At 70.0% G+C, this 21,519-nt stretch carries 18 protein-coding genes and 2 pseudogenes; 13 read left to right on the forward strand and 7 right to left on the reverse strand.

The annotated features are described in order from the left end of the window. Window positions 1–30 precede the first annotated feature (30 nt). From ACYVL2_RS09230 to ACYVL2_RS09250, 5 genes and pseudogenes are all read right to left on the reverse strand, one after another. The gene (locus tag ACYVL2_RS09230; RefSeq protein WP_460542468.1) at window positions 31–180 is read right to left on the reverse strand and encodes a hypothetical protein; all 150 of its coding nucleotides are present in this window, start codon (window positions 178–180) and stop codon (window positions 31–33) included. Further along, window positions 165–2,285: a ricin-type beta-trefoil lectin domain protein gene (locus tag ACYVL2_RS09235; RefSeq protein WP_460542470.1), complete on the reverse strand. Its 2,121-nt coding sequence runs from the start codon at window positions 2,283–2,285 to the stop codon at window positions 165–167. The genes ACYVL2_RS09230 and ACYVL2_RS09235 overlap by 16 nt, the downstream gene beginning before the upstream one ends. 180 nt (window positions 2,286–2,465) lie before the next feature. After that, window positions 2,466–2,564, reverse strand: a pseudogene (locus ACYVL2_RS09240) (transposase); the annotation flags it as partial. 18 nt (window positions 2,565–2,582) lie between these two features. Beyond that, window positions 2,583–2,828 (reverse strand): annotated as a pseudogene (locus tag ACYVL2_RS09245) (transposase); the annotation flags it as partial. Between the two features lie 329 nt (window positions 2,829–3,157). Continuing rightward, window positions 3,158–3,529 (reverse strand): helix-turn-helix transcriptional regulator, encoded by a 372-nt coding sequence (locus ACYVL2_RS09250; RefSeq protein WP_460542472.1) that lies wholly within the window; start codon window positions 3,527–3,529, stop codon window positions 3,158–3,160. A 375-nt stretch (window positions 3,530–3,904) separates the two neighbouring features. On the opposite strand from ACYVL2_RS09250, the gene ACYVL2_RS09255 reads away from it, so the two are divergent. The 13 genes from ACYVL2_RS09255 to ACYVL2_RS09315 all read left to right on the forward strand — a co-directional run bounded on the left by ACYVL2_RS09255 (window position 3,905) and on the right by ACYVL2_RS09315 (window position 17,790). Continuing rightward, window positions 3,905–4,627 carry an SDR family NAD(P)-dependent oxidoreductase gene (locus tag ACYVL2_RS09255; protein ID WP_460542474.1) on the forward strand — a complete coding sequence of 241 codons (723 nt, stop codon included), beginning with the start codon at window positions 3,905–3,907 and terminating at the stop codon, window positions 4,625–4,627. Between the two features lie 149 nt (window positions 4,628–4,776). Further along, a complete protein-coding gene (locus ACYVL2_RS09260; RefSeq protein WP_460542476.1) occupies window positions 4,777–5,703 on the forward strand; it encodes an ATP-grasp domain-containing protein in 927 nt (308 codons plus the stop codon). 19 nt (window positions 5,704–5,722) lie between these two features. Further along, a complete protein-coding gene (locus ACYVL2_RS09265) occupies window positions 5,723–6,898 on the forward strand; it encodes a phenylacetate--CoA ligase family protein (protein WP_460542478.1) in 1,176 nt (391 codons plus the stop codon). After that, complete coding sequence (locus ACYVL2_RS09270) at window positions 6,895–8,286, forward strand: hypothetical protein (protein ID WP_460542480.1); 1,392 nt, start codon at window positions 6,895–6,897, stop codon at window positions 8,284–8,286. Before ACYVL2_RS09265 ends, ACYVL2_RS09270 begins: the two co-directional genes overlap by 4 nt. An 11-nt stretch (window positions 8,287–8,297) precedes the next feature. Beyond that, entirely contained in the window at window positions 8,298–9,605 is a 1,308-nt protein-coding gene (locus tag ACYVL2_RS09275; RefSeq protein ID WP_460542482.1) for a phenylacetate--CoA ligase family protein, read from the forward strand. Then, entirely contained in the window at window positions 9,605–11,299 is a 1,695-nt protein-coding gene (locus tag ACYVL2_RS09280) for a prenyltransferase/squalene oxidase repeat-containing protein (RefSeq protein WP_460542484.1), read from the forward strand. Before ACYVL2_RS09275 ends, ACYVL2_RS09280 begins: the two co-directional genes overlap by 1 nt. Before the next feature lie 9 nt (window positions 11,300–11,308). Continuing rightward, window positions 11,309–11,725, forward strand: coding sequence for a hypothetical protein (locus ACYVL2_RS09285; protein WP_460542486.1), 417 nt, complete (start codon window positions 11,309–11,311; stop codon window positions 11,723–11,725). A gap of 5 nt (window positions 11,726–11,730) precedes the next feature. Next, window positions 11,731–12,024: a phosphopantetheine-binding protein gene (locus tag ACYVL2_RS09290; RefSeq protein WP_460542488.1), complete on the forward strand. Its 294-nt coding sequence runs from the start codon at window positions 11,731–11,733 to the stop codon at window positions 12,022–12,024. Continuing rightward, window positions 12,021–13,001, forward strand: a complete 981-nt coding sequence (locus ACYVL2_RS09295) for a class I adenylate-forming enzyme family protein (RefSeq protein ID WP_460542490.1) — start codon at window positions 12,021–12,023, stop codon at window positions 12,999–13,001. Before ACYVL2_RS09290 ends, ACYVL2_RS09295 begins: the two co-directional genes overlap by 4 nt. 2 nt (window positions 13,002–13,003) lie before the next feature. Next, entirely contained in the window at window positions 13,004–14,479 is a 1,476-nt protein-coding gene (locus tag ACYVL2_RS09300) for an aromatic amino acid lyase (RefSeq protein WP_460542492.1), read from the forward strand. Beyond that, a complete protein-coding gene (locus tag ACYVL2_RS09305) occupies window positions 14,476–15,762 on the forward strand; it encodes an MFS transporter (RefSeq protein WP_460542494.1) in 1,287 nt (428 codons plus the stop codon). The genes ACYVL2_RS09300 and ACYVL2_RS09305 overlap by 4 nt, the downstream gene beginning before the upstream one ends. 10 nt (window positions 15,763–15,772) lie before the next feature. Next, entirely contained in the window at window positions 15,773–17,095 is a 1,323-nt protein-coding gene (locus ACYVL2_RS09310; protein WP_460542496.1) for an ATP-grasp domain-containing protein, read from the forward strand. Further along, on the forward strand, window positions 17,089–17,790 hold the full coding sequence (locus ACYVL2_RS09315) for an MBL fold metallo-hydrolase (protein WP_460542498.1): 702 nt from the start codon (window positions 17,089–17,091) through the stop codon (window positions 17,788–17,790). Before ACYVL2_RS09310 ends, ACYVL2_RS09315 begins: the two co-directional genes overlap by 7 nt. Before the next feature lie 204 nt (window positions 17,791–17,994). On the opposite strand, the gene ACYVL2_RS09320 is transcribed toward ACYVL2_RS09315, so the two are convergent. After that, window positions 17,995–19,146: a PhoX family protein gene (locus ACYVL2_RS09320; protein WP_460542500.1), complete on the reverse strand. Its 1,152-nt coding sequence runs from the start codon at window positions 19,144–19,146 to the stop codon at window positions 17,995–17,997. Between the two features lie 315 nt (window positions 19,147–19,461). Continuing rightward, window positions 19,462–21,483 (reverse strand): glycoside hydrolase family 31 protein, encoded by a 2,022-nt coding sequence (locus ACYVL2_RS09325; RefSeq protein ID WP_460542502.1) that lies wholly within the window; start codon window positions 21,481–21,483, stop codon window positions 19,462–19,464. Window positions 21,484–21,519: the final 36 nt, after the last annotated feature.

Genomic DNA, 21,519 nt, shown 5'->3' on the forward strand with positions numbered 1-21,519 from the left:
GCCTCCGGGCCGGCCGGTGCCACCGCACGCTCAGGCGGCCGCGCGCGACGAGTGCTGGTTCGCGCCACCGGTGCACGGCCGCTGCACCAGGTCGCCGCCGTTGTCGGTCGACCGGTTGCAGACGTCCGGGCACTTGCCGCCGTGCCGGGGGATCCGGTCAGCGGCTAGATGCGATTCCATTGCTGGTTATCGCCTCCCCAGCAGGAATAGAGCTGTACGGGCGCGCCGTTGTTGGAGCTGTAGACGTCCAGGCACACGTTGCTGTATTCGACGTTGGAGATCGTGCCGTCGGAGTTGAAGGTCCACTTCTGGTTGTCGCCGCCGTGGCAGGTGTAGATCTGCACCAGGTCGCCGTTGCTGCCCGAGGGCGCGTCCAGGCACTTGCCGAGGACCTGCAGCTCCTGTCCGGAGGTCTCGGTGAACTGCTGGTTCTCGCCTTCGTAGCAGGAGTAGAGCTGGACCTCCGTGCCGTCGGTGGTGTCACCGCCGGGGACGTCGATACACTTCTCGGCCGAGACGCTCTGGAGCAGCACGGTGTCGCCGCTCGGGTCGTCGTCCGGGGGCGGTGTCGTGCCGCCGCCCGACAGCGTGATGCTGTCCAGCTCGGCGTAGCCGACGCCGCCGTCAAAGTTGGGCGATCCCTTGGCGAGCCGGATCGCGTTGTGGCCGGCGTCGAGGTCCACCGACACCTCGACCGTGTCGAACTGGCCCCAGTCGCCGGTGGGCGGATACGTGACCGACTGCCATGCGCCGCCGTTGTAGGCGAGCCCGTGCGTCGAGTCCGACCCGGTGCCGTTCGCGTAGCGGATGGCCATGGTGTAGCTGCCGGAGCTGGGGACTTCGACGAGGAAGTCGACGAAGCTGTGCGTCCGCATGTCGGTGTCGTTGTCGATCCGACCGACGTAGTAGCCGTTCGAGGCACTGCCCGAGGAGAGCGTCTCCGCGAAGTTCACGTTCGCGTTCTCCGCCTCGTACGTCCGCTGCCAGGCGGGCGCACCGGAGGCGGGCGTGATGAGCAGTTGGTAGGCCATCTCCGCGTCCATGTCCGGCACGGCCACGTCGATGCTGCCGCCCGAAACGGTGTAGTCCCGGGTCGACACCACGATGTTGTTCGGCTGGTTGGTGTGCCGGCCGGTGTCGTTCGTGCGCGAAAGTTGCACGCTCACTTGGCCGCCGAGATCACCCAGGCCGTTGACGCGGACGTTGTTGGTCCCGCTGTCGCCGCCGAATACGACGTTGACCCGTTCCCTGCTGGCGTCGTAGGAGGCGACGCCGTCGAGCCAGGACTCGGGGACGGTCTGCACGATCCGGCCCGACATGTCGGCGTACCAGCGGTAGACCCAGTAGGACGCGGTCGGCTGGCCGTCGTGGAACAGGCCGTTGAACGTCCCGGCCTCGAACCAGTAAGGCCGCATCGCGTCCTGCACACCGTGCCGCTCGAGGACGGACAGGTAGTGCACGGCGATGCTGGGGATGTCGACCTGATCGGACGAGGCGTACTCGTTGATCGAGATCGGCCGCGGGCTGATGCCCAGTTCGTTCTCCAGGGCGCGGTAGTCGTCGACCTCGGAACCGAGGTCGTTGTACGAGTGCTCGCCCAGACTGTGCCAGACGATGACGTCCGGCAGAGTGCCGGTGTCGCGCGCGTGGACCAGGAAGTCCCGCATCTTGCCGCTCTCGTACCAGGCCCAGCTCGGTCCGGCGATCGGCGTCGTCGAGTCCAGGCTGCGAATGACGTCGTGAGTCCGCGTCCAGAACTGGTTGAACGTCATGCCGCGGTTGTCGTCCCAGTTGAGCTCGGGCTCGTTCCACAGCTCCCAGCCGGCGATGTTCGTGGTGCCGGTCGCGTCGAGGCGGTCCTGCACCATGTCGCGGACCTTCGCCTCCCAGTCCGCCCAGCCGTCCCACGGGTAGGGGAACGACGGGTAGATGTCGGGCATGCGGATGTACTGCTTGGCGCCGGCGTTCGTGATGCCGTCGGCGACCTCGAGCGAATCGCAGCACGGCTCGGTCGCGCCGTTGCCGAGGTGCGGCGTGTCGGGCGCCGGCTGCACGAACGCCGTGGGCCGCAGTGCGCGGAGCTGTTCGAGCGAGGGCGACCCGGTGTCCACGCCGTAGAGGCCTCCGGACGCGACGTGCGTGACGGGCCTGACGGTGTCGCCGACGTTGACGGTGAGGGTGTTGTCGGCGGCGCTGGCCGGGGCGGAGGACCCGATCACCGCCATGCCCAGGGTGAGTATCAGGACGCTCAGGCGCGCGAGCGTCCGTTTGAAGGTGAGATGCATAGCGTCTCCTCGATGAGATTATGAACCGGTTCGATGATCCGATTCACTCGGGACGTTAGCTTCGAACGCCGTTCGATGCAAGATCTTCGATATCATTACCCCACTCAACTGGTGAAACTCTTGCAAACCGAACTTTCGGTCTCCGGGACTGCAAACTGTTCTTCGAACCGGTTCGAACGTCACCCCGCCCGCGGTTTCTGAGTACTGCCGCTGCACTCCGGCCGACCTGCGCCCTTTCTTGATGAAACCTGTCTCGTCGACCACGAGCACGCCGGAGGGTCGGCCGGGCAGGTCGGGTCAGTGGCCGCCGAGCGCGAGCATGGCCAGGGCGATGAGCGCTTCGGGTGATTTGAAGCCGTAGGCCATCCGGGTCAGGATGCGGACCTTGGTGTTGACCGACTCGATCAGCCCGTTGGACATCCCGTGCCGTAGTGCCGCTTCGATGGCCTCGCGTTGGTCCTTGATGCGCCGGCCGAGGCGGACGAACCCGGGGATGCGGCAGCGGGCCGCCCAGCCCAGCCACCCGTCGAGCGCTTCGATGCCGCCTTCGGCGCCGAGACGCAACACTTCGCAACCCGGAACCTATGCAGCAGACGACGTGCCCTTGCTATATCCCCCAGCGAACAACCACACATCACTACGAAGAGCCGTTTCAGGGCCCGGCACGAAAGTCCATGTTGGTTCGGCGGTGAACTTGGGCACGTAGGTCGAGCACGTTCGCGAAGACGCCGTCCGGCCCCTGCAATCCCGGCCCGGCGCGCGCTTGCGGTTGGTTCGGTTCCGGTCCTTCCGTGCGGGTCCTCATTGCTCTCCGCTGACGCGGGAAGCGGAGAGCGCAGGTAACGGACGGTCGCCTCCGAGAGGACGCCGTCTCAGTCCACTTGCATGGTTCCGGCGGGTAGTGCCTTTGGGTCAATGAGTCCTCGAAGAGCGGCGAGAGCGACCATCTGGTACGCGTTCTCGGCACCGAGGCGGTCCATTATGACGCCGATCCGGCGCCGGAGGTGCCGAACGGTCATTCCCAACCACTCGGCCGCCGTCTGCTGGTCGGGGGCGGCGACGAGATACGTGAGTATTTCGCGGTCTCGGGCGGAAATGTCGGTATTACTCGAAATCTCACCTGATATGCTCACTGTCCAGTAGCTCCCGGGCTTGAGGGTGGCGCTTGGCACCGGCAATGCCGCCGGAATCATAACAACCAGTGCGAGCGAGTGATGACCGTGCGTGGAAGCTTGGAAATGCAAGGGATGTCCTAATCCGGACATCCGGGCTTGACAGTCCCTCTGCAGCCATAACAGAATTACGATGAGCAATCACAATGGGTGCCGCGAAGGATACTCCAACCGGGATTCGGTCGGTCCATTGTCGGCCGCTCTGACAGAGCGTCGACACCGTGGTCTGACAACGAGGAGACTCGGCGGAAACCACGAATTGCATCCTTCGCGGACCCGATTAGAGGAAGCGGACTGAGCCCGCTGCCCGCTCGTGCGCAGAGCGCGCCGCATCGCATGCGGCGATGACGAGGAGGTCATCGCGGTGAGCTCCAGGCCGCCAGCGCGGCATGCGCCGGGACCGGCCTCGTGCAAGAGCCCGAACACGGAGATCGGAAGGAAACCCGAATGCGGAGAGTCGTGGTAACCGGCGGCGGAACAGGCATCGGACTGGCCATCGCGCAGCGGTTCGCCGCCTCCGATGCCGAAGTCCACATCATCGGACGCAGGAAGGACGTGCTCGATCGCGCAGCCGCCTCCGCCGAAGAAGGCCGGATACATCCCCTGGTCGCGGACCTGACCTCGATCGAGGACCTTCAGCAGGTCGTCGACACGCTGTCCGAAGCGCCAGTCGACGTCCTGGTCAACAACGCTGGAGGAATCCTGAAAGGACGCGACGCCGGGCTCGGGGGGACCGTCGCGCACTACCGGCGCACCATCGAGTCCAATCTGCTGACCGCCATGGCCCTCACCGAGGCGCTCTGGTCGAACCTCGCCAGGCCCGGCGGGCGCGTCGTCAATATCAGCTCCATCGCCGCCCAGCGCGGCGGGGGCGACGCCTACGCGGCCGCCAAGTCCGGTCTGTTCGGCTGGGCGTTCGGGCTCGCCAAGAAGGGCGGGGCTGACGGCATCACCGTCAACACGGTCTCGCCCGGATACGTCCAGGACACCGAATTCTTCAACGCCGAAGGCCGCTCACCGCGCCATGACCAGCTGGTGTCGGAGGTGCCGCTCGGCAGGGCCGGGCGTCCCGCCGACATCGCAGGCGCCGTCCACTTCCTGGCTTCCGAGGACGCTTCCTGGATCACCGGGCAGGTCCTGAGCGTGAACGGCGGCGCCCTGATGGGCTGAGACGCCGCCCGACCGCCTCCACAACCGAATCCGTCCCCCGGCACCGCCGACGCGGTGCGTCCGAGTCATGCCCCTCTTCGAGAATTGGACACGCCGTGAAGAAACGGATACTCTACCTCTTTCCCGATCGTGGATCCACTTTGGATTCAATGTGGGAGCGGGAAGTGTTCTGGCCCGAGTATCGCAAGGCCGCAGAGGCGGTCGGCATGGATTTCGACGTGGCCGCGCCCGAGCACCTCCTGATGGCCGACGGCCAGGCCCACTGGCGCAGCGAGCGGCTGTTTCCGGCGCGCGACATCATCGTCTACAGTCCTCGTGCGAATCCCCGGCACAGGGTCGACCTCTGGTCGGGCATTACGACCGCCAGGTCGCTGGAGGCCCTGGGATTCTGGCTCGCCGTCCCGCTCGACGCGGGCATCGCGCTCAACGACAAGTTCGCCACCGCCGAGGCGCTGCGCGACTCGCCCGTCCCGCTGGTCCCCTCGGTGCGGATCACGGCCGGTCGGGACGTCCACAGACTCGACTACCACCGGTTCGTCCCGGACTCCTGGTATCCGGTGTTCGTCAAACCCGCCTCGTGGGGGCGCGGGCTCGGCTGCGTGCACTGCCCCGACCCGGCCACCTTGGACTCCTTGCTCGGCCTGGCCTCCGGGGGCGACACGACGATGGTGGTCCAGCCGTCGGTCGGCGACGTTGCCGCCGACACCCGAGTGGTCGTGGTCGAAGGGGCGGTCGTGGCGATGTACGACCGCGTGCCCGAAGGGGCGTCGCACGCCTCCAACGTCAGCCGCGGCGGCCGGGTCCGGCCGCGAACGGAGCTCGAGGAGCCGGTCGCCGAGCTGGTCGCGACCGTCCAGCGCGCGCTCGACCTTCCGTACGTCTGCATCGACCTGCTCCGTACGCGTGACGGCCGCGTCTGGCTGTCCGAACTAGAGCCCGACGGCGCGGTCACGGCCCTGTTCGACCGACCCGACGAGGCGATACGCGTCATCGGGGAGCGCTTTCGCGCCTATGCGAGACGCCATGAGCGGCACCTTGTCGCCGCCCCGCCCGGCCCCTGCGGCTCGGCCTCGTGAGACGGCAGGAGTTGCGGCGATGAAGATGGGAACGCTCTCCGACCGCGCGGTGCTCGACGAGCTGGCGCGCTGGCGGCCCGAGACCATGCCTCCGAACGGGACGGGCCTGACCGGCGTCGATCCCTGGGGGCCCGAGCACCTGCGGGCCGCCGCCACCGAGCGGGCCCGGCGTCACGGCGGCCTGGTCGTCTCCAGCGGCGGCACCACCGGTGAACCCAAGCTGACGGTGATCGCTCCCGACATGGGGATTCCGCGGCTGCGCGAGACCTGGGACCCGCTGGGCCCCGGCGACGTGCTGCTCAACCTCTTCTCGGCCGGGCGGATGTGGGGCGCCCACCACTTCTACAACGCGCTCGCCCTCCACAGCTCCGCCGTGGTCGCGCCGATGGGGGCTTTGAGCGACGACGACGTGGACCAGTGGGCGCAGGCTCTGGCGGACCTGCGGGTGACCGCGATAGCGGGCGCGCCGAACGTGCTGGCACGCATCGCCCGCAAGGCCGCCGCCTCCAGGATCTCGTTGCCGGTGCGGACGGTGATCTGGTCCGGCGAACCGATGACCCCCGCCCGCATGGCCGCTATCCGCTCCGCGTTCCCGAATGCGGGCGCGTGGGCCAACTACGGGTCGATCGAGACGTTCGTCATCGGCGTCAACTGGCCCGCGTGCGCGCCCGACACCCTCCACCTGCTGGCCGACCAGATCCTCGAACTCGAAGCGGAGGGCGCGCTGCTGACGCGAGCCGGACCGGGCTGGCCCGTTCCGGTGATCCGCTACCGGCTCGGAGACCGGCTGCGCGAGGCCCGGTGCGCGTGCGGGCGAGCCGACGCGTTCAACGTCGCGGGCCGCGCCGACGACGGCTTCAAGCTCTACGGCAGCCGATTCCGGATCGGCGACGTCCTCGCCCAGGCCGCGTCGATCCCCGGTGTCGAGGAGGCGCAGGTGCTGCTGGAGCGCGACCCGGACGAGCCGAGCGCCGTCACTGCGATGCGCCTGCGCTACACCGGCCCCGAAGCCGACCCCGCCCGCGTCGAAGCGGCGCTGACCGCGGCGATCTACGGTCTCGGCTTCGTCGCCGGCCACACCCCCGAGGCCGTGAGCGCCGAACGCGCCGACGACCTCGAACGCAGCCCCCAGACCAACAAGGTCCTGCCCGCGGTCTGGTCGCAGGCCCCCGATCGAAAGGCGACGAGAGCGTGAACACCGGCACCGGCGCCGACCTGGCGCCACTGCGCTGGGAGAACCCGCTCACGCGGGAGTTCCTGGACGAATCGCGGGGCCCGGCCAGGGCCGTCGACTCGAACCGGCCCCCCTTCGACCGGTTCCGGTCCTGGTTCACCAGGCCCCTCCTCGGCCGCCCCGCACTGCTCGAGGCCGACGAGGTCCGGCGGCTCGACCACGATCTGCCACTGCTGCTGAGCGCGCTTCAGTCCCTGCCGGAACGACTGTTCGACGGTGATCGGGCGGCGTTCGCCGAGCACCTCGGCTGGACCGGTCCGGCCCTGCCCGAGCTGCTGCGGCGGCTCTCGGGGCCGGCCGTGCCGCTGGGCCGCGCCGACCTCGTCCGCAGCCCGGACGGGTTCAAGACCGTCGAGTTCAACACCTCCAGCTCCCTGGGCTCCTTCGAATTCGGGGAACTGTGCCGAGCGACCCTTCAAGACCCCGATTTCGCCGAGTTCAGCGAGCGCGCCGGCCTCGACTACCTCGACCCGCTGCGCTCGATGGTCGACACACTGCTGGAGGCCGGCGGGCGGCGACCCTCCGACCGACCGGTGATCGCGCTGGTCAAATGGGTGACCTCGCCGGTCGCGGTCGACCCGTCGCTGTTCGTCGACCTCATGGCCGACCTGGGCTTCGACCTGGTGACGTGCCGTGTGGACCAACTGGAGTACCGCGGCGGCGCGCTGCGGTGCGGCGGGCGGCGCATCGACGTGCTCTACCGCGCGTTCCTGCTCAAGACCGCCGCCGCCGACCCCCGAGCCGCCCAGATCCTCGAACCGGTCTCCCGCGCCGTCGCCGACGGCGCGATCGACCTCTTCTCGCCGCTCGACGCCGACCTGTACGGGACCAAGTCCTGCCTGGCGATGCTCAGCGACCCCCGCCACCGGGACGTCTTCACCGCGGCCGAGCGCGAGGCCATCGACCGGACGCTGCCGTGGACCAGGCGACTGGCCGACGCGGTCGCCGACGTCGACGGTGAAGCCGAGCCGCTACTCGACCACGTCGCGGCGAACCGGACGGAGCTGGTGCTCAAACCGAGCATCGGGCACGCCGGACAGGGCGTCGTCGCCGGCTGGCTGACCGACCGGGACCAATGGGAGGCCGACATCCGCGCCGCGGCCGCGGCCGGCGACCACGTCGTGCAGCGCCGGGCGCGGTCGGTCGCCGAACGGTTCTACAGTCCCGCCGACCCGGACACGCCCGCCCACTACCTGCTCCACTGGGGACTGTTCGTCACCGGAGCGGGATTCAGCGGCGGCTTCGTGAAAGGACTGCCCGACCGCGGCCAGGACGTGCGCTTTCTCGGCGACGGATCGCACGTCGGCTGCGTCTTCCACCAACGCCCCAATGCGCCTGTCGAAGGGTAAGGACACCGCAGATGCTCATCAACTCCAAGGAACGGCTCGAGACCCTCCTCGATGCCCGCACCGAGCTCGAATCCCACCACGGCCGTGACATCCCCGAAGCGTTCTACCGGCGCAAACTCGCGCAGGTCTGGGACCGGGCGCGATCCTCGGCGGCCTACTCCCACCTGGGCGAATACTCCCCCGAGGCGTTCTGGGCGCTACCGGCCACCCCCAAGCGGCGGCTCAAGGACGACCCCTGGGACTTCATCACCGCCGAGATCGGCGACAGCGCCAAGTACTACGAGACCACCGGCACGACCGGCAAAGTCACCCCCACACCCCGACTGGTCGGCGACATCGTGTGGAACACGGTGTCGGTCGCGACCGCCTGGTCGCGCCTCCTCGGCCCCGACGACCGGGTGCTGAGCCTGCTTCCGTCCGATGTAGTGCCCGTCGGGGACCTCACCGCCGACGTCAGCGCCTTCCTCGAAGCGCCCTTCGCGCGCGCCTACCCGTTCGCCGCCGGCGTCTCCGACTGGGACCGGCTGGCCTCGCTGTGGTCGACCTTCCAGCCCACGGCCGTGTTCCTCGCCCCCGGTGTGCTCCTTCAGGCCAGCCGCCTGTTCAAACAGCGCGGCGTGCTCGGCCGCCTCAGCGAACCGGTCACGACCCTCATGCTGCTCGGGGAGGTCAGCGTCGCGCCGATGCGGAGGCGCGTCGGCCAGTGGTGGGGAGCCCGCGCCTACGATGCGAGCTACGGCAGCACCGAAACCGGCACCCTCGCCGCGGCCTGCGAACGCGACCGCCTCCACCTGCTCACCGCCGCCAACCACTTCGAGATCGCCGTCGGCGACGACATGGCCCCGACCGCTCCGGGCACGAGAGGACGGCTCGTGGTCACCCCGCTGAACCTCCACGCCCGGCCGCTGCTGCGCTACGACACCGGCGACCGGGTCGAGGTCCTGGACGGCTGCGACTGCGGCAACCGGTCGCCGGTCATCGAACCGGTCGGCCGCGAAGCCGACGGGCTGCGCATCGGCGGCGCGACGCTCTCGCCGCGCCGGGTCGAGGAGATCGTCTACGGCTCCACCACCGCCACCGGCTACCTCATGGAGACCGACCCCGCCGGACAGCGGGCCCGGCTCCTGCTCGAACGCGACGTCGACGCCGACCGGGCCCGCGAAGCGGCAATGGCCGAAGCGGTCCAACGCGCCTCGGTCGACCGGCTCGGCATCTCCTGGGAGCGGGTCCTGTTCGTCAACACACTGCCCGCCGTCACCAAGAGCGGCGGCTCCCAGAAGAGCTGGAAGCGCTCGAACGTGCGGGTCACGGAGGGGTGATGGCCGAGACGACGACCACCGCGGCCGACTTGTGGTGCACCTACGCCGCGGTGCGCACCCATGCCTGGCTGGGCCGGACCGACACCGTGCGGCGACCGGTCCAGACCGCCGAATACCTGCTGGCGCACCGCAACAGCGACGGCGGCTACGCCTGGTCCAAGGGCATGCCGTCGGACGCATGGGCGACCTTCTACTGCACCGCCGCACTCAGCGACCTCGGCAATGCCGCACCGAAGCCGGAGACGACCCTCGACTGGCTCGAGTCCACCTGGTCGGGCGAGGCGTACGCCATGATGCCCGCGCAGGCCCCCGAGGTGTGGGCGACGCACTTCTCCACCCGCACCGTCATCGAGATCCTCGGCGGCGACGTGCCCGACAGGAACCGCCTGCTCAACTGGCTCGGTTCCCTCCAGAGCGCCGACGGCGGCTTGGCCTGGTCGCCCGAACACGCCGGCGCCGGCGCGGTCGACGTCCGCGCCTGCTACTACGGCGTCGCCGCCTGGCGGGCCCTCAACTCGCAGTCAGAAGCCGATCCGCCGTGGAATGTCGCCGCGCTGACGCGCTGGCTGCGTTCCATGCAGGCCGGGGACGGAGGATTCGTCTTCAACGGCGAATCGGACACCCCGTGCATGTGGGCGACCTTCCGGGCCGTCGGCGCGCTGCGGATGCTCGACGCCGGCCCCGCCCGGCCGTGCACCGAATGGATCCTGCGTCAGCGCGACGGCGACGGCGCGTTCGTCCGCTGGCCCGACCACCGGATCGCCGACGTGTGGGCCGCGTTCTGCGCCGTCGGCGCGCTCACCGCCCTCGGGGAGCAGACCGAACCGGTCGCCGACGACGTCCTTCGCGCCCTGGCGTCCATGTCCTGCCACGACGGTGGCTACACCTACCGTGAGCCCCACCTCGCCCGCGACGCTCTCACCGTCGCGTCGCGGGCCCTGACCGAGACCGACGAGACCGAACTCGCGCAGCTGCGCCGCTGGCTCGAAGACTGCCAGCTGCCCAATGAGGGCGGCGTGATGTACATGCCCGGTCGCGGCGCCGAGATCCGCTGCACCGCATGGGCACTGGCCGCCGGAGCGTTTCAGGGCTCGCCGAGCGGCCGCGAGCGGATCGCACAATGGCTGCGAGCGCTCCAGAACCCCGACGGCGGCTTCGGGTTCTGGGAGGGCCGCGGCTCCGACATGGTCTCCACCGCCGCCGCGATCGAGGCGCTCGACCTGCTCGACCGCCCCGCCGCTTCCGTGATCGACCAGCGGTCCCTGGAACGGTTCGTGGGCTCCTGCCAGGCCGACGGCTTCGAATGGAGCAACGTCCCAGATGCCGAACCCGGCCTGCGGGCAGGGCTCCAGGCCCAGCGGATCCTGCGCGCACTCGGCCGCCACGACCCCGCGGCCGCGAAGACCCTCCTCGAACGGCACCGGGTGCGCGGCGGCGGCTGGGCCGACACCGGCCGCCGCATGCCCGATCTGCTCTCGACCTACGAAGCGGTCGCGACCGCCGACCGGTTCGGCGTCCCCGTCGATCGCCCGCATCTGACGGCCTTCCTCGACCGCACCGCCGGCGACGGCGGCGCGGCCTGGAGCCCGCTCGCCCCCATCGGCGGCGACCCCCTCGCCGACTGCCTGCACACGCTGCTTCGCGGACGCGCCGCCGACCCCGCCCGGCGGCTGCCCGCGCTGACCCTGTCCTGAGGAGCCACGATGCCGACCATCACCATCGAGACCGGCCCGCTCAAGGCCGCGCGACGCCGCGCCATCGCCGTGCGGCTGACGCGCTGGCTCGCCGAGAACGGCGTCGCGCCCGAGCGGGCGATCGTCCGCTTCGCCGAAGCCGATCCGGCACTGATCCACAGCGGCGCCATGCCGCTCGACGCCCTCGCCGACGCCGCGGCGGAGCGCCCCTTCGCGTGGGTGACCTGCTGCATCGCCCCCGACCGCGACGAAGCCTTCCGCGCCGCCCTCGCCGAGCAGATCACCGCCGCGCTCGGCGTGTCCGAGCGAACCACCTTGTGCTACATCGAATTCCGCCCGACCCCGCCGAGCCTGGTCCACCTCGTCTCCGGCGGGACGACGACCCGGGCCGACCGGCCCCGCGCCGCCTCCTCCGAAGGGAAGTGACCGAAATGAACCAGCCAGATCCCAAAATGCTCCAAGACCAGGTCCGCGCGCTCCTGCACGGCCGCCTCGGCGAACCGGTCCAGGGCGTCGCGGCCGACGCCGACCTCGCCGACGCCCTCGGCGAACGCTACGACAGCCTCGCGGCGCTCGAATGCATCACCGAGATCGAGGCCGCCTTCGACATAGAGGTCGACTTCGTCGCCCACGACGTGCGCCATTGGTTCTCCACCATCGAGCGGATCGCCGTGTTCGTCGGCAACGAGCTGGAGGACCGGGCGCTCCTGGAGGGCCGGGCGTGACCGTGCTCGAGCAGCGCCGGACCGGGGAGGCCGCGTTCGCCACCTCCGGCCACACCGGGGAGCCCGTCGTCTGGATCCGCACCCGCGCGCAACTGCTCGCCGAGGTCGACCTACTGGCCCGCACCATCGTCGGCGAGTTCGATCAGGTGGTCAACTTCGCTCCGCCCGAGCACCTGTACGGCCGACTCCTCGGCGTCGAACTGCCCCGCCGGTTCGGCGTGCCCGTCGACCACCGCTGGGACCTGCCGCTGGAAGCCCCCGAGATGGCCGAGGACAGGCGAACCCTGCTGGTGTGCCTGCCCTCGACCTGGGTGATGCTGCGCAGCCTGGCTCCGCGCCTGCGGCGGTTGCCGTCAGCGGTCGCCGTCCACAGCGCCGGCCCGCCCGTACCGGCCACCTTCGCCGCAGCGGAGGCGATGCGCGGCAGCCCGTTCCGGCTCATAGAGCTGTTCGGGGCCACCGAGACCGGGGCGGTCGCCTACCGCGAACTCACCGGCGCGGACGACGACCTGCCGCCTTGGCGGCTGTTCGACGACGTCGAAGTCGACTTCGGTCCCGGCGGCGAGCAGCGGCTGCGGGTGCGCGGGCCCCGCCTGGCGCGTCGCTCCGACGCGGCCGCCTCCCCCGAGGCGGTGACGCTCGACGACCTCGTGCGGCCCGTCGGCCCGCGTTCGTTCGAACTGGTCGGCCGCGCATCGGGTCTGATCAAGGTCAACGGCCGCCGCTTCCAGCTCGAACGGATCGAAGCCGCCCTCGGCCGCGACTTCCCCGACACCGAATTCGCCTGCGTGCTCACCTCGGACGACGTTCGCGGCCAGCACTACCGGCTCTACTGCACCGACCCGGCCATCGACCACGCCGCCCTCACCGAGAGCCTGGCCCGCAGCGTCCCCGGCGTTCCGCAGCCGCGCTCGATCCACCACGTCGAAGACCTACCGCGCAGCAGCGCCGGAAAGATCCGCAAAGGACGACTGTGACCGTGAACGACAGCATCGCCGTCCTCATCGGCCGCGCCGACGCGCCCGGCGGACTGACCCTCACCGCCGACGAACGCAAAGCCATGCTGCTCAGCCGCGCCCGCCTCGACCAGATCGCCGCAGAGCGGCCCGTCTACGGCCTCAACCGCGGATTCGGCCCCCTGGCCGACCACGCCGCCGACCCCGACGCCACCGCGCACGGCACCGGCCTGATCGACCACCTCACCGTCGGCCAAGGACCCGCGCTGCCACCCGAAACCACCCGCCTCATGGTGTGGCTCCGCCTGCGCGGCATGACCTCCGGCCACTCCGCCGTCCACCCCGACATCTGGGACCGGCTCGCCGCGCAATGGAACGCCGGATTCATCCCGGTCGTCCCCCAAGACGGCAGCCTCAGCGCCTCAGGCGACCTCATACCCCTCGCCCATGCCGCGCAATCCGCCGCCGGAAACGGCCGTGCATGGCGGCACGACGGCAACGGCTGGGCCGTCGAACCCGCCGAAGCGGCGCTGAGCCGACTCGAGCTCGAACCCGTCCGATGGGAGGCCAGGTCGGCACTCGCCTTCGTCAACGGCACCACCGCCGCCCTCGCCCGCGCCATGACCAACCACCGGCGCCTCGAAGCGCTCAGCCGCGCCGCGGCCGCGGCCACCGGCCGCCTCGCCACCCTCCTGCGCTGCGACCGCGAACCCTTCGCCGCCGCACTCGCCGAAGTCCGAGGCCACCCGGGACACCGCGCCGCCGCCGCGCTCATCCGCCGCGAAGCCGGAGGCCGCACCGATCCGGACCCGCGCCGCCCCCTCCAAGAGCCCTACTCCATCCGCTGCGCCCCGCAGGTCATCGGCGCGGTCCTCGACCAGCTCCGGCTCCAGCAGACCGTCCTGGCGACCGAGGCCGACGGCTGCACCGACAACCCCGTCGTCACCGACGACCGCCTCCTCCACGGCGGCAACTTCCACGCCGCCCCGATAGCCCTCGCCGGTGAACAGCACGCCGTCTGCACCCACCAGCTCGCCTACCTCCTCGAACGCCAACTCGCGCTGGCAGTGGACCCGCGCCGCAACGGCGGTCTGCCCGCACTGCTCGCCCACGAGCCCGGCCGCCGCTCCGGCATGGCCGGCGTCCAGATCGCCGCCACCTCCCACCTCGGCGCGATCCGGCAGGCCGCCTACCCCGCCTCCTGCACGCCCGTGCCGACGAACCTGGACAACCAGGACCACGTCCCCTTGGCGCTCAACGGCGCCAACACCGTCGCCGTCATGCTCGACCGGGCCTGGCTCATCGCCGCCTCGATGTACGCCGCCCTGGTGCAGATGCACTACCACCTGTGCGAACTGCCCGCCCCCGGCCTGTGGGGGCGGCTCGCCGACCGGCACCCGCGACTGCGCGACGACCGGCCGCTCGCCGACGAGATCGCCGCGCTCGCCACCGACTTGGAGCGGCACTTCACCGACACCGAACAGGAGGCGCAGCCGTGAACCCTGTCAAGGCCGAGACCGCATCCGGCACCGAGACGCCGGCGCCGAGCCTGTGGCGGGACGCCGACTTCCTCAAGTACTGGCTCAGCCAGGCCGTCTCGCGAGTCGGCGTCCAAGTCGCCGGACTGGCCCTCCCGCTGGCGGCGATCCTCATGTTCGACGCCTCCGCGGCCCAGCTCGGCGTCCTCAACGCCGCCCTGTTCGCCCCCTACCTGATCATGTCGCTCCCCGCCGGGGTGTGGATCGACCGCAGCAAGAAGCGGCCCATGCTCATCGCCGCGGACGCGGGGAGGGTCCTAGCGCTCGTCGTCACCGCCGGATTCGGCCTGGCCGGGCTGCTGGAGGTCCACCACCTCTACCTCATCGCGTTCGCCATGGGCGTGTGCGCGGTGCTGTTCGACGTCGCCGGAACCGCCTACCTGCCCAGCCTCATCGGCCGCGACCGACTCCTCGACGGCAACGGCAAGCTCCAAGCCACCATCGTCTTCTCCAAATCCGGCGGGCCCTCCATCGGCGGCGTCCTGGTCGAGCTCATCACCGCGCCGCTCACTCTCGTTGCCGGCGCCGCCACCAGCCTCGTCTCGGTCGCCTCACTGCTCGCCATCCGCAAACCCGAACCCGAACCCGAACGCCCCGAGGGCAAGCGGAACATCCTCGCCGAGATCGGCGAATCGCTGCGCTTCATCGCCCACGACCGCTACCTGCGATTCCTCACCATCCGCTCCGGCGTGAACAACCTGTTCTTCATCGCCAGGAACACGCTGCTGCCGCTGTTCGTCCTCCAGACCCTCGGCTTCGGCGGCACCGTCCTGGGCCTCGTTCTCGGTGTCGGCGCCGTCGGCGCCTTCCTGGGCACGCTCATCGCCAAACCGTTGGCCGAGCGGATCGGGCCGGGACGGACCATCGTCGCCGGCTTCGGCATCGCCTCGGCCGTGCAGGTGCTCCTGCCGCTGGCCGCCGGGCCCCCCGCGCTCGCGTTGTCGATCGTGGCCACGATGTTCTTCATCTCAGGATGCTTCATGACCATCGGCAACACCAACGTCGCCACGCTCCAACAGGTCCTCATCCCGCGTCGCCTCCTCGGCCGCACCGTCGCCGGCATGCGCACCGTCACCTGGGGGTCCATGCCGGTCGGCGCTCTGTTCGGCGGGCTCTTGGGGTCCGTCTTCAGCATCCGGACCGCCCTGGTCGTCACCGCCGTGGGGTTCTGCCTCTCGGCACTGTGGATCGCGGTCTCCCCGCTCGCCCGGATGCACCGGATGCCCGACCCTCCCGAAGACTGAAGGGAACATCATGCAAGCGAAGCCCAGGGCGTTCATCCTCGCCGGCGCCTTCCGCGTCGTCTGCCGCAACCCCCGTTACCTGGTCGAACTCGCCGAACGCGATCTTTCGATCCTCATCATCACCCCCGAGGAGACCCGCGCGCAGGCCGAGGCCGCCTTCCAAAGCGCCGACCCGGCCTTCACGCTCATCACCGAGATCGCCTACGTCGACGGCAGCCTCGACCGGGAGTCCTCCTTCAACGCCGGCGCCGTCGCCGCCGCCGAAGACTGGTCGCGCCGCTATGACATCGTCGGCGCGTACGCGATGGAGGAGATGCTCGTCGAACCGGCCGGGATCATCTGCGACCGCTTCGGCCTGCCCTCGCCGGGCCTGCGCGCCAGCCGCGCCTGCCGCAGCAAATACCTCCAGCGCTTCTACCTGGGAACGTTCAGCCCCGAGTCGCGGACCCTGCCGCCCGGCGAACGCGGCGACAACGCGCCGCGCTTCCCTGTAGTCGCCAAACCCGCCGGGAGGCACGCCAGCTCCGGAGTGGTCCGCTGCCGTGACGCCGCCGAACTGGCCGCCGCGCTCGCGGACTACCCCGAGCACGAGACCGTCCTGGTGGAACAGCAGGTCACCGGCCGGGAATACTCGGTGGAGTCGCTGGTACAAGACGGCGAGGTCCTGTTCGACTCGGTCACCGCCAAGCGCACCAATGAAGACCTCGGGCGGACGTTCGTGGAACTCGCGCACACCGTCCCCGGCCGCGTCGAATCGCCCGGCACTACAGCGGCCGTCACCGAGGCGAACCGCCGCACCCTCGCGGCGCTCGCCTACCGCGACGGGATCACCCACTCCGAATGGCGCGTGGACCAGAGCGGGAACCCGGTGTTGATGGAGGTCGCCTCGCGCACCCCTGGCGACGGCATCACCTTGCTGTACCGGCTGGCCTGCGGCGAGGCCCTGGAATCACAGATCATCAAGATCGCGCTGGGCGAGCGGGCGGGCTATCCGCGGCCGAGGCGCGTCGCCCGGCAGGTCTACCTCGAGCACCGGCCGGGCGTGCTCCAAGACGTCGTCGTCGACTGGCCGGGGATCCACCCGACGTGGCTCGGCGAATCGGAGCTGTGGCCCCAGATGCGGCCCGGCGAGGCCGGTGACGGCCCGGCCCTGAAGGCGGTGCTGGTGCTGAAGTCGAAGGGCTCGCCGCTGGCCGAGCTCCGATCCTCGGACGACCGGGCGGTGACCTTCTTCATCGACGCGGACACCGAATCCGAACTCGACGCGATCGAGCGGCGGGTCCGGGCGGCGATCACAGTGGTCACCAGCGACTTCGAGGAGCGGCCGTGCTGATCGAGTCGGTCGTCGCCGACGCCTTCGGCACCAAGTGCTACGTCCTTGCGACCGGGAAGGGCGCCGAATGCGTCGTGGTGGACCCCGGCATCCGCGTCACACCCGGCCTGGAGGACCTCCTGGCCGAGCACCGGCTGCGGCCGGCCGCTGTCATGATCACCCACGGCCACCTCGACCACACGTGCTCGGTGGCGCCGGTCTGCGGTTCGCGGGACATTCCCGCCTTCATTCATCCGGGAGACCGGCCGTTCCTGGCCGACCCGCTCTCCGGGCTCGGGGACTTCCTGCCGCAGTTCAGGAAGGAACTCGGCGACGACTGGGAGTGGACCGCACCCGACGATGTGCGTCTCCTCGAGGACGGGACCGACCTGGAGCTGGCCGGAGTCCCGATGCGGATAGAGCACGCACCCGGCCACACCCCCGGCTCGATCCTCATCAGCCTCCCCGGCGACGACGAGGCCGACGCGTACTGCCTGGTCGGCGACGTCATCTACGCCGGGACGATCGGCACGACCGGCATGCCCGGCGGCAGCCGCGAGCAGACCCTCCGCTCGCTGAAAACGAAGATCCTGACCAAACCCGACGACACGGTCCTGCTGACCGCTCACGGGCGCGACACCACCGTCGGCGCCGAACGTGAGGTCAACCCCTTCGTGCGGCAGGCCCTCGAATGGCAGAACGGCGACGGCCGGTAGCAGCGTCGGGCGCACAGGCGGCGTCTGCGGCAGGTGCTCCGCCGCGAGCACGGTGAGGTGGGCGCCGCGGATTCGGCCGCGGCACCCACCTCGCGCTCAGCAATGCGGGTAAGGGTGTGTCGGTTCCTTGGCTCTGCCGCACTTTCGGTGGTGGCGGTTAGCGAGCGGATCCGAGCAACATCTGCTGCCTCAACGGCATGGCGGTCAGGCGGCGGTGCGGAAGGGGCCGGTGATCTCGAAGGTGATGCCGCCCGAGCTCGAGCCGGTGGTGCCGCGCTGCGAAGAGAAGTACAGGCGGTTCCCGGCCGGGTTGAACGCCGGGCCGGTGATCTCGGAGCTGCCGTGGCCGACCAGGCGCAGGAATGGGGCGACGACGTCGTCGGGCGTGATGATGCAGATCTCCTGGTTGTCGCCGTCCTCGGCGACGAACAGGTCGCCGCTGCCGGTGCTGCCGGTGATGTTGTCGACGCCGGACAGCGGCGGGTTGGCGGTGAGGTTGTCGTCGTAGGCGATGTGGAGCTGGTTCTGGACGGCGTCGTAGGCCCAGACCCGGTTGTCGCCCTTGGTGGTGAAGAAGCAGGTGCCCGCGGCGTAGTAGCAGCCTTCCCCGCCGTTGAACCGCTTGGTGCCCGCGACCTGGTTGCGGGTGGCGGTACCCGAGCCCGACGGGTCGGGCACGTTCTTCCAGCGCAACTGCGAGCCGCTCTCGGTGAGCACCTGGAGGGTTCCCGAGGAGAGGTCGCCCCAAGTGGTGGGCTTGAAGCGGTAGAAAGCGCCGTCGGAGACGTCCTCGGTCAGATAGACGACCTGCCGGTCCGGGTCACACGCGGCGGCCTCGTGTTTGAACCGGCCCATGGCATCGCGGCGCCGGGCCGTTCCGCCGGACGGGTACGTCTCGTAGACGTAGCCGCGGTCGACCTCCTCGCACGACAGCCAGGTGTTCCACGGCGTCGCGCCGCCCGCGCAGTTCCGGCGGGTGCCCGAGAGGATGCGGTAGGCGTCAGTGACCTGCCCGGAGGAGTTGAACTTCAGGGCGCTAGCGCCGCCGGAGGTGCCGGACAGCTCGGCGTTGGAGACATAGATCCAGCCACTGCCGTCGGCGAAGCAGGCGCCGCCGTCGGGCGCGCCGTGCCAGGTGTAGCCGGTGCCGGCGACGGTGTTGGAGGAGCGGGCGACGATGCGGGAGGTGAAGCCGGCGGGCAGTCGTACACCGTTGGCGTCGGCGGCCTGGAGTGCCCCATAGGGGCCCGTGCCGGTCTGGGCGGGGTAGGCGAAGGACGGACGGGTCATGGTGAAGCCGAAGGCGATCGAGGCGGCACCGACGACGGCGGCACGCATGACGTTGCGACGTTCCATAGAGAGCTCCCTGAGCACGAGGATGGACACTGTCCGCGCTACAGCATAGGAACAATCGCAGTTCAGAGGCCCAATTGCGCGAAACGCTCAGATGAGCAGTGAACGACTTGTAAGCGAACAAAACTCGATGCGATCGCAGCGAGCGCGATCCCACCGCGCGGGGTGCCTCGAAACGGCGGTTCTTCGGGTCGCGTTTCGGCCGGGAGGCCCGGGGTTCGAGCCGTCCAGGATTGCACGGTGAGCGTCACCGCCCCGGGTTCGGGTCCGCCCGGAGGGTCAGCCGCTCTCGCGGCCGACCCTCCGCCCGCGCGATGTTCAGATCGCGTCGATGAGTTCGGCCGGGCGGCCGTCGCGGAGGAAGACGGGAATGCGCTCCAACGGGGCGTCCACCGCGAGCCACCGGCCTCCTTCGTGCTCGGTCGCGGTGTGCAGGTCGGTCCACCTCGCGCTCTCGGGCAGGTAGAGACGTCGGGCGGTCGCATGCGGCTCGACCACGGGCGCGACCAAGACGTCGGGACCGAACATGTACTGGTCGGCCAGATCCTCGCAGGCTCGGTCGCCGGGGAATTCGTAGAACATGCCGCGCATGACCGGCCGCCCGGCCTCGTGCGCCTCCCTCATGAGCCGGCGGGTGTAGGGCCGCATCGCCTCGCGGAGGCGGACGTACCGGGCGAGGATCTCGTATACCTCCTCCCCGAAGCTCCACAACTCGTTGGCCGCACCGGTCTCCTGCCGCGCGGAGCCGTCGGCGGCCCGGATCGACTCGGACGGCTGCCGGTGACCGTGCATGCGCATGACCGGGCAGAACGCGCCGAACTGGAACCAGCGGACGAGCAGGTCGCGGAAGTCCGGGTCGTCGATCCGCCCGCCGTGGAACCCCCCGATGTCGGTGGTGAACCACGGGATGCCCGCGACGCCCATGTGGATGCCGGCGGTGATCTGACTGCGGAAGTCGGCGAAGGTCGAATGGATGTCGCCGGACCAGACCAGCGCCCCGTAGCGCTGGGACCCGGCCCAGGCGCAGCGGACCAGGTTCACCACCTGGTCCTGCCCGGCCGCGCGCTGGCCCTCGTGGAACATGCGCGAGAACGCCTGGGGATAGAGGTTGCCGACCTGCACGTTCGGGCCGGCGTCGTAGCGGTAGTTGTCGAAGTCGTAGACGCCGTACTCGGGTTCGGCCTCGTCGAGCCAGAACACCCGGATCCCCAGGTCGTGGTAGTTGCGCTTGCAGAGCGCCCACACCGCTTCGCGGGTACGGGGGTTCGTGGGGTCGAGGAACACGCTCGGCCCCTGGAATCCCATCTGGACCTCCATGCCGCGTTCGGTGCGGACCAGCAGGTTGTCCTTCTTGAACATGGCGAAGTTCTCGGATTCGACCGAGACCTGCGGCCAGATCGAGACCATCAGCTCGACGCCCATCTCCCTCAGCTCCCTCACCATGGCCTCGGGGTCGGGCCAGAATTCGTCCTCGAAGCGGAAGTCGCCCATCTCGGGCCAGTGGAAGAAGTCCGCGACGATGACGTCGAGCGGCAGACCGCGCCGCCGGTGCTCACGCGCCACCTCGAGCAGCTGCTCCTGGTTCCAGTACCGCAGCTTGCACTGCCAGTACCCGAGGCCGTACTCGGGCATCATCGGCGCGTGGCCGGTCGCGTCGGCGTATGCGGCACTGATCCGCGCCGGGGTGGACCCGACGGTGATCCAGTAGTCGAGCTGGCCGGTGGACTCGGCGACCCATTCGGTGCGGTTGGCCGCGAAGGTGGCCGTCCCGATCGCCGGGTTGTGCCACAGGAACCCGTATCCGGCGCTGGAGAGGACGAACGGGATGCTCGCCTGCGAGTTGCGGTGCGCCAGTTCGAACGTCGCGCCCTTGACGTCGAGGAGGTCCTGCTGGTACTGGCCCATCCCGTAGAGCTTCTCCCCCGGGTTCGCCTCGAACGCGGCCCGCAGCCGGTGCGCGCCTCCGTTCAGGGGCCGGAACTCGCGCGCCGCCAGCTTGAGCGAGCCGCCGGCGCCGAGCTCGCGCAGCACGGTCCGGCCGGTCGCGTCGCGGAACTCCAGCGCGCATCCGAACGAGTCGTAGCCCCGCTGCTCGTCGAACCCGCCCCAGGCCCGCAGCACGGCCGTGATCTCGCCGTTGACGAGCGTCGCGACCTCACCGTCCACCTCGATGTCGACCTCGACCCGCTGGGGTTCGAGGAGCGCGAAGTCGGTGTCGATCACCTCGCCCGAAGGTGAGCTGCGCACGCGCAGCGAGTCGCGTCCCCAGGCCTGGACGACCACGGTCTCGCCGTCGCCACGCCAGGTGATGGAGTCCTCGGCCGCCTCGAATATGTTCATCTGCTCGTCACTCGTTTCTGTCAGTGCTTGACCGCG

The organism is Glycomyces halotolerans (assembly GCF_054779575.1).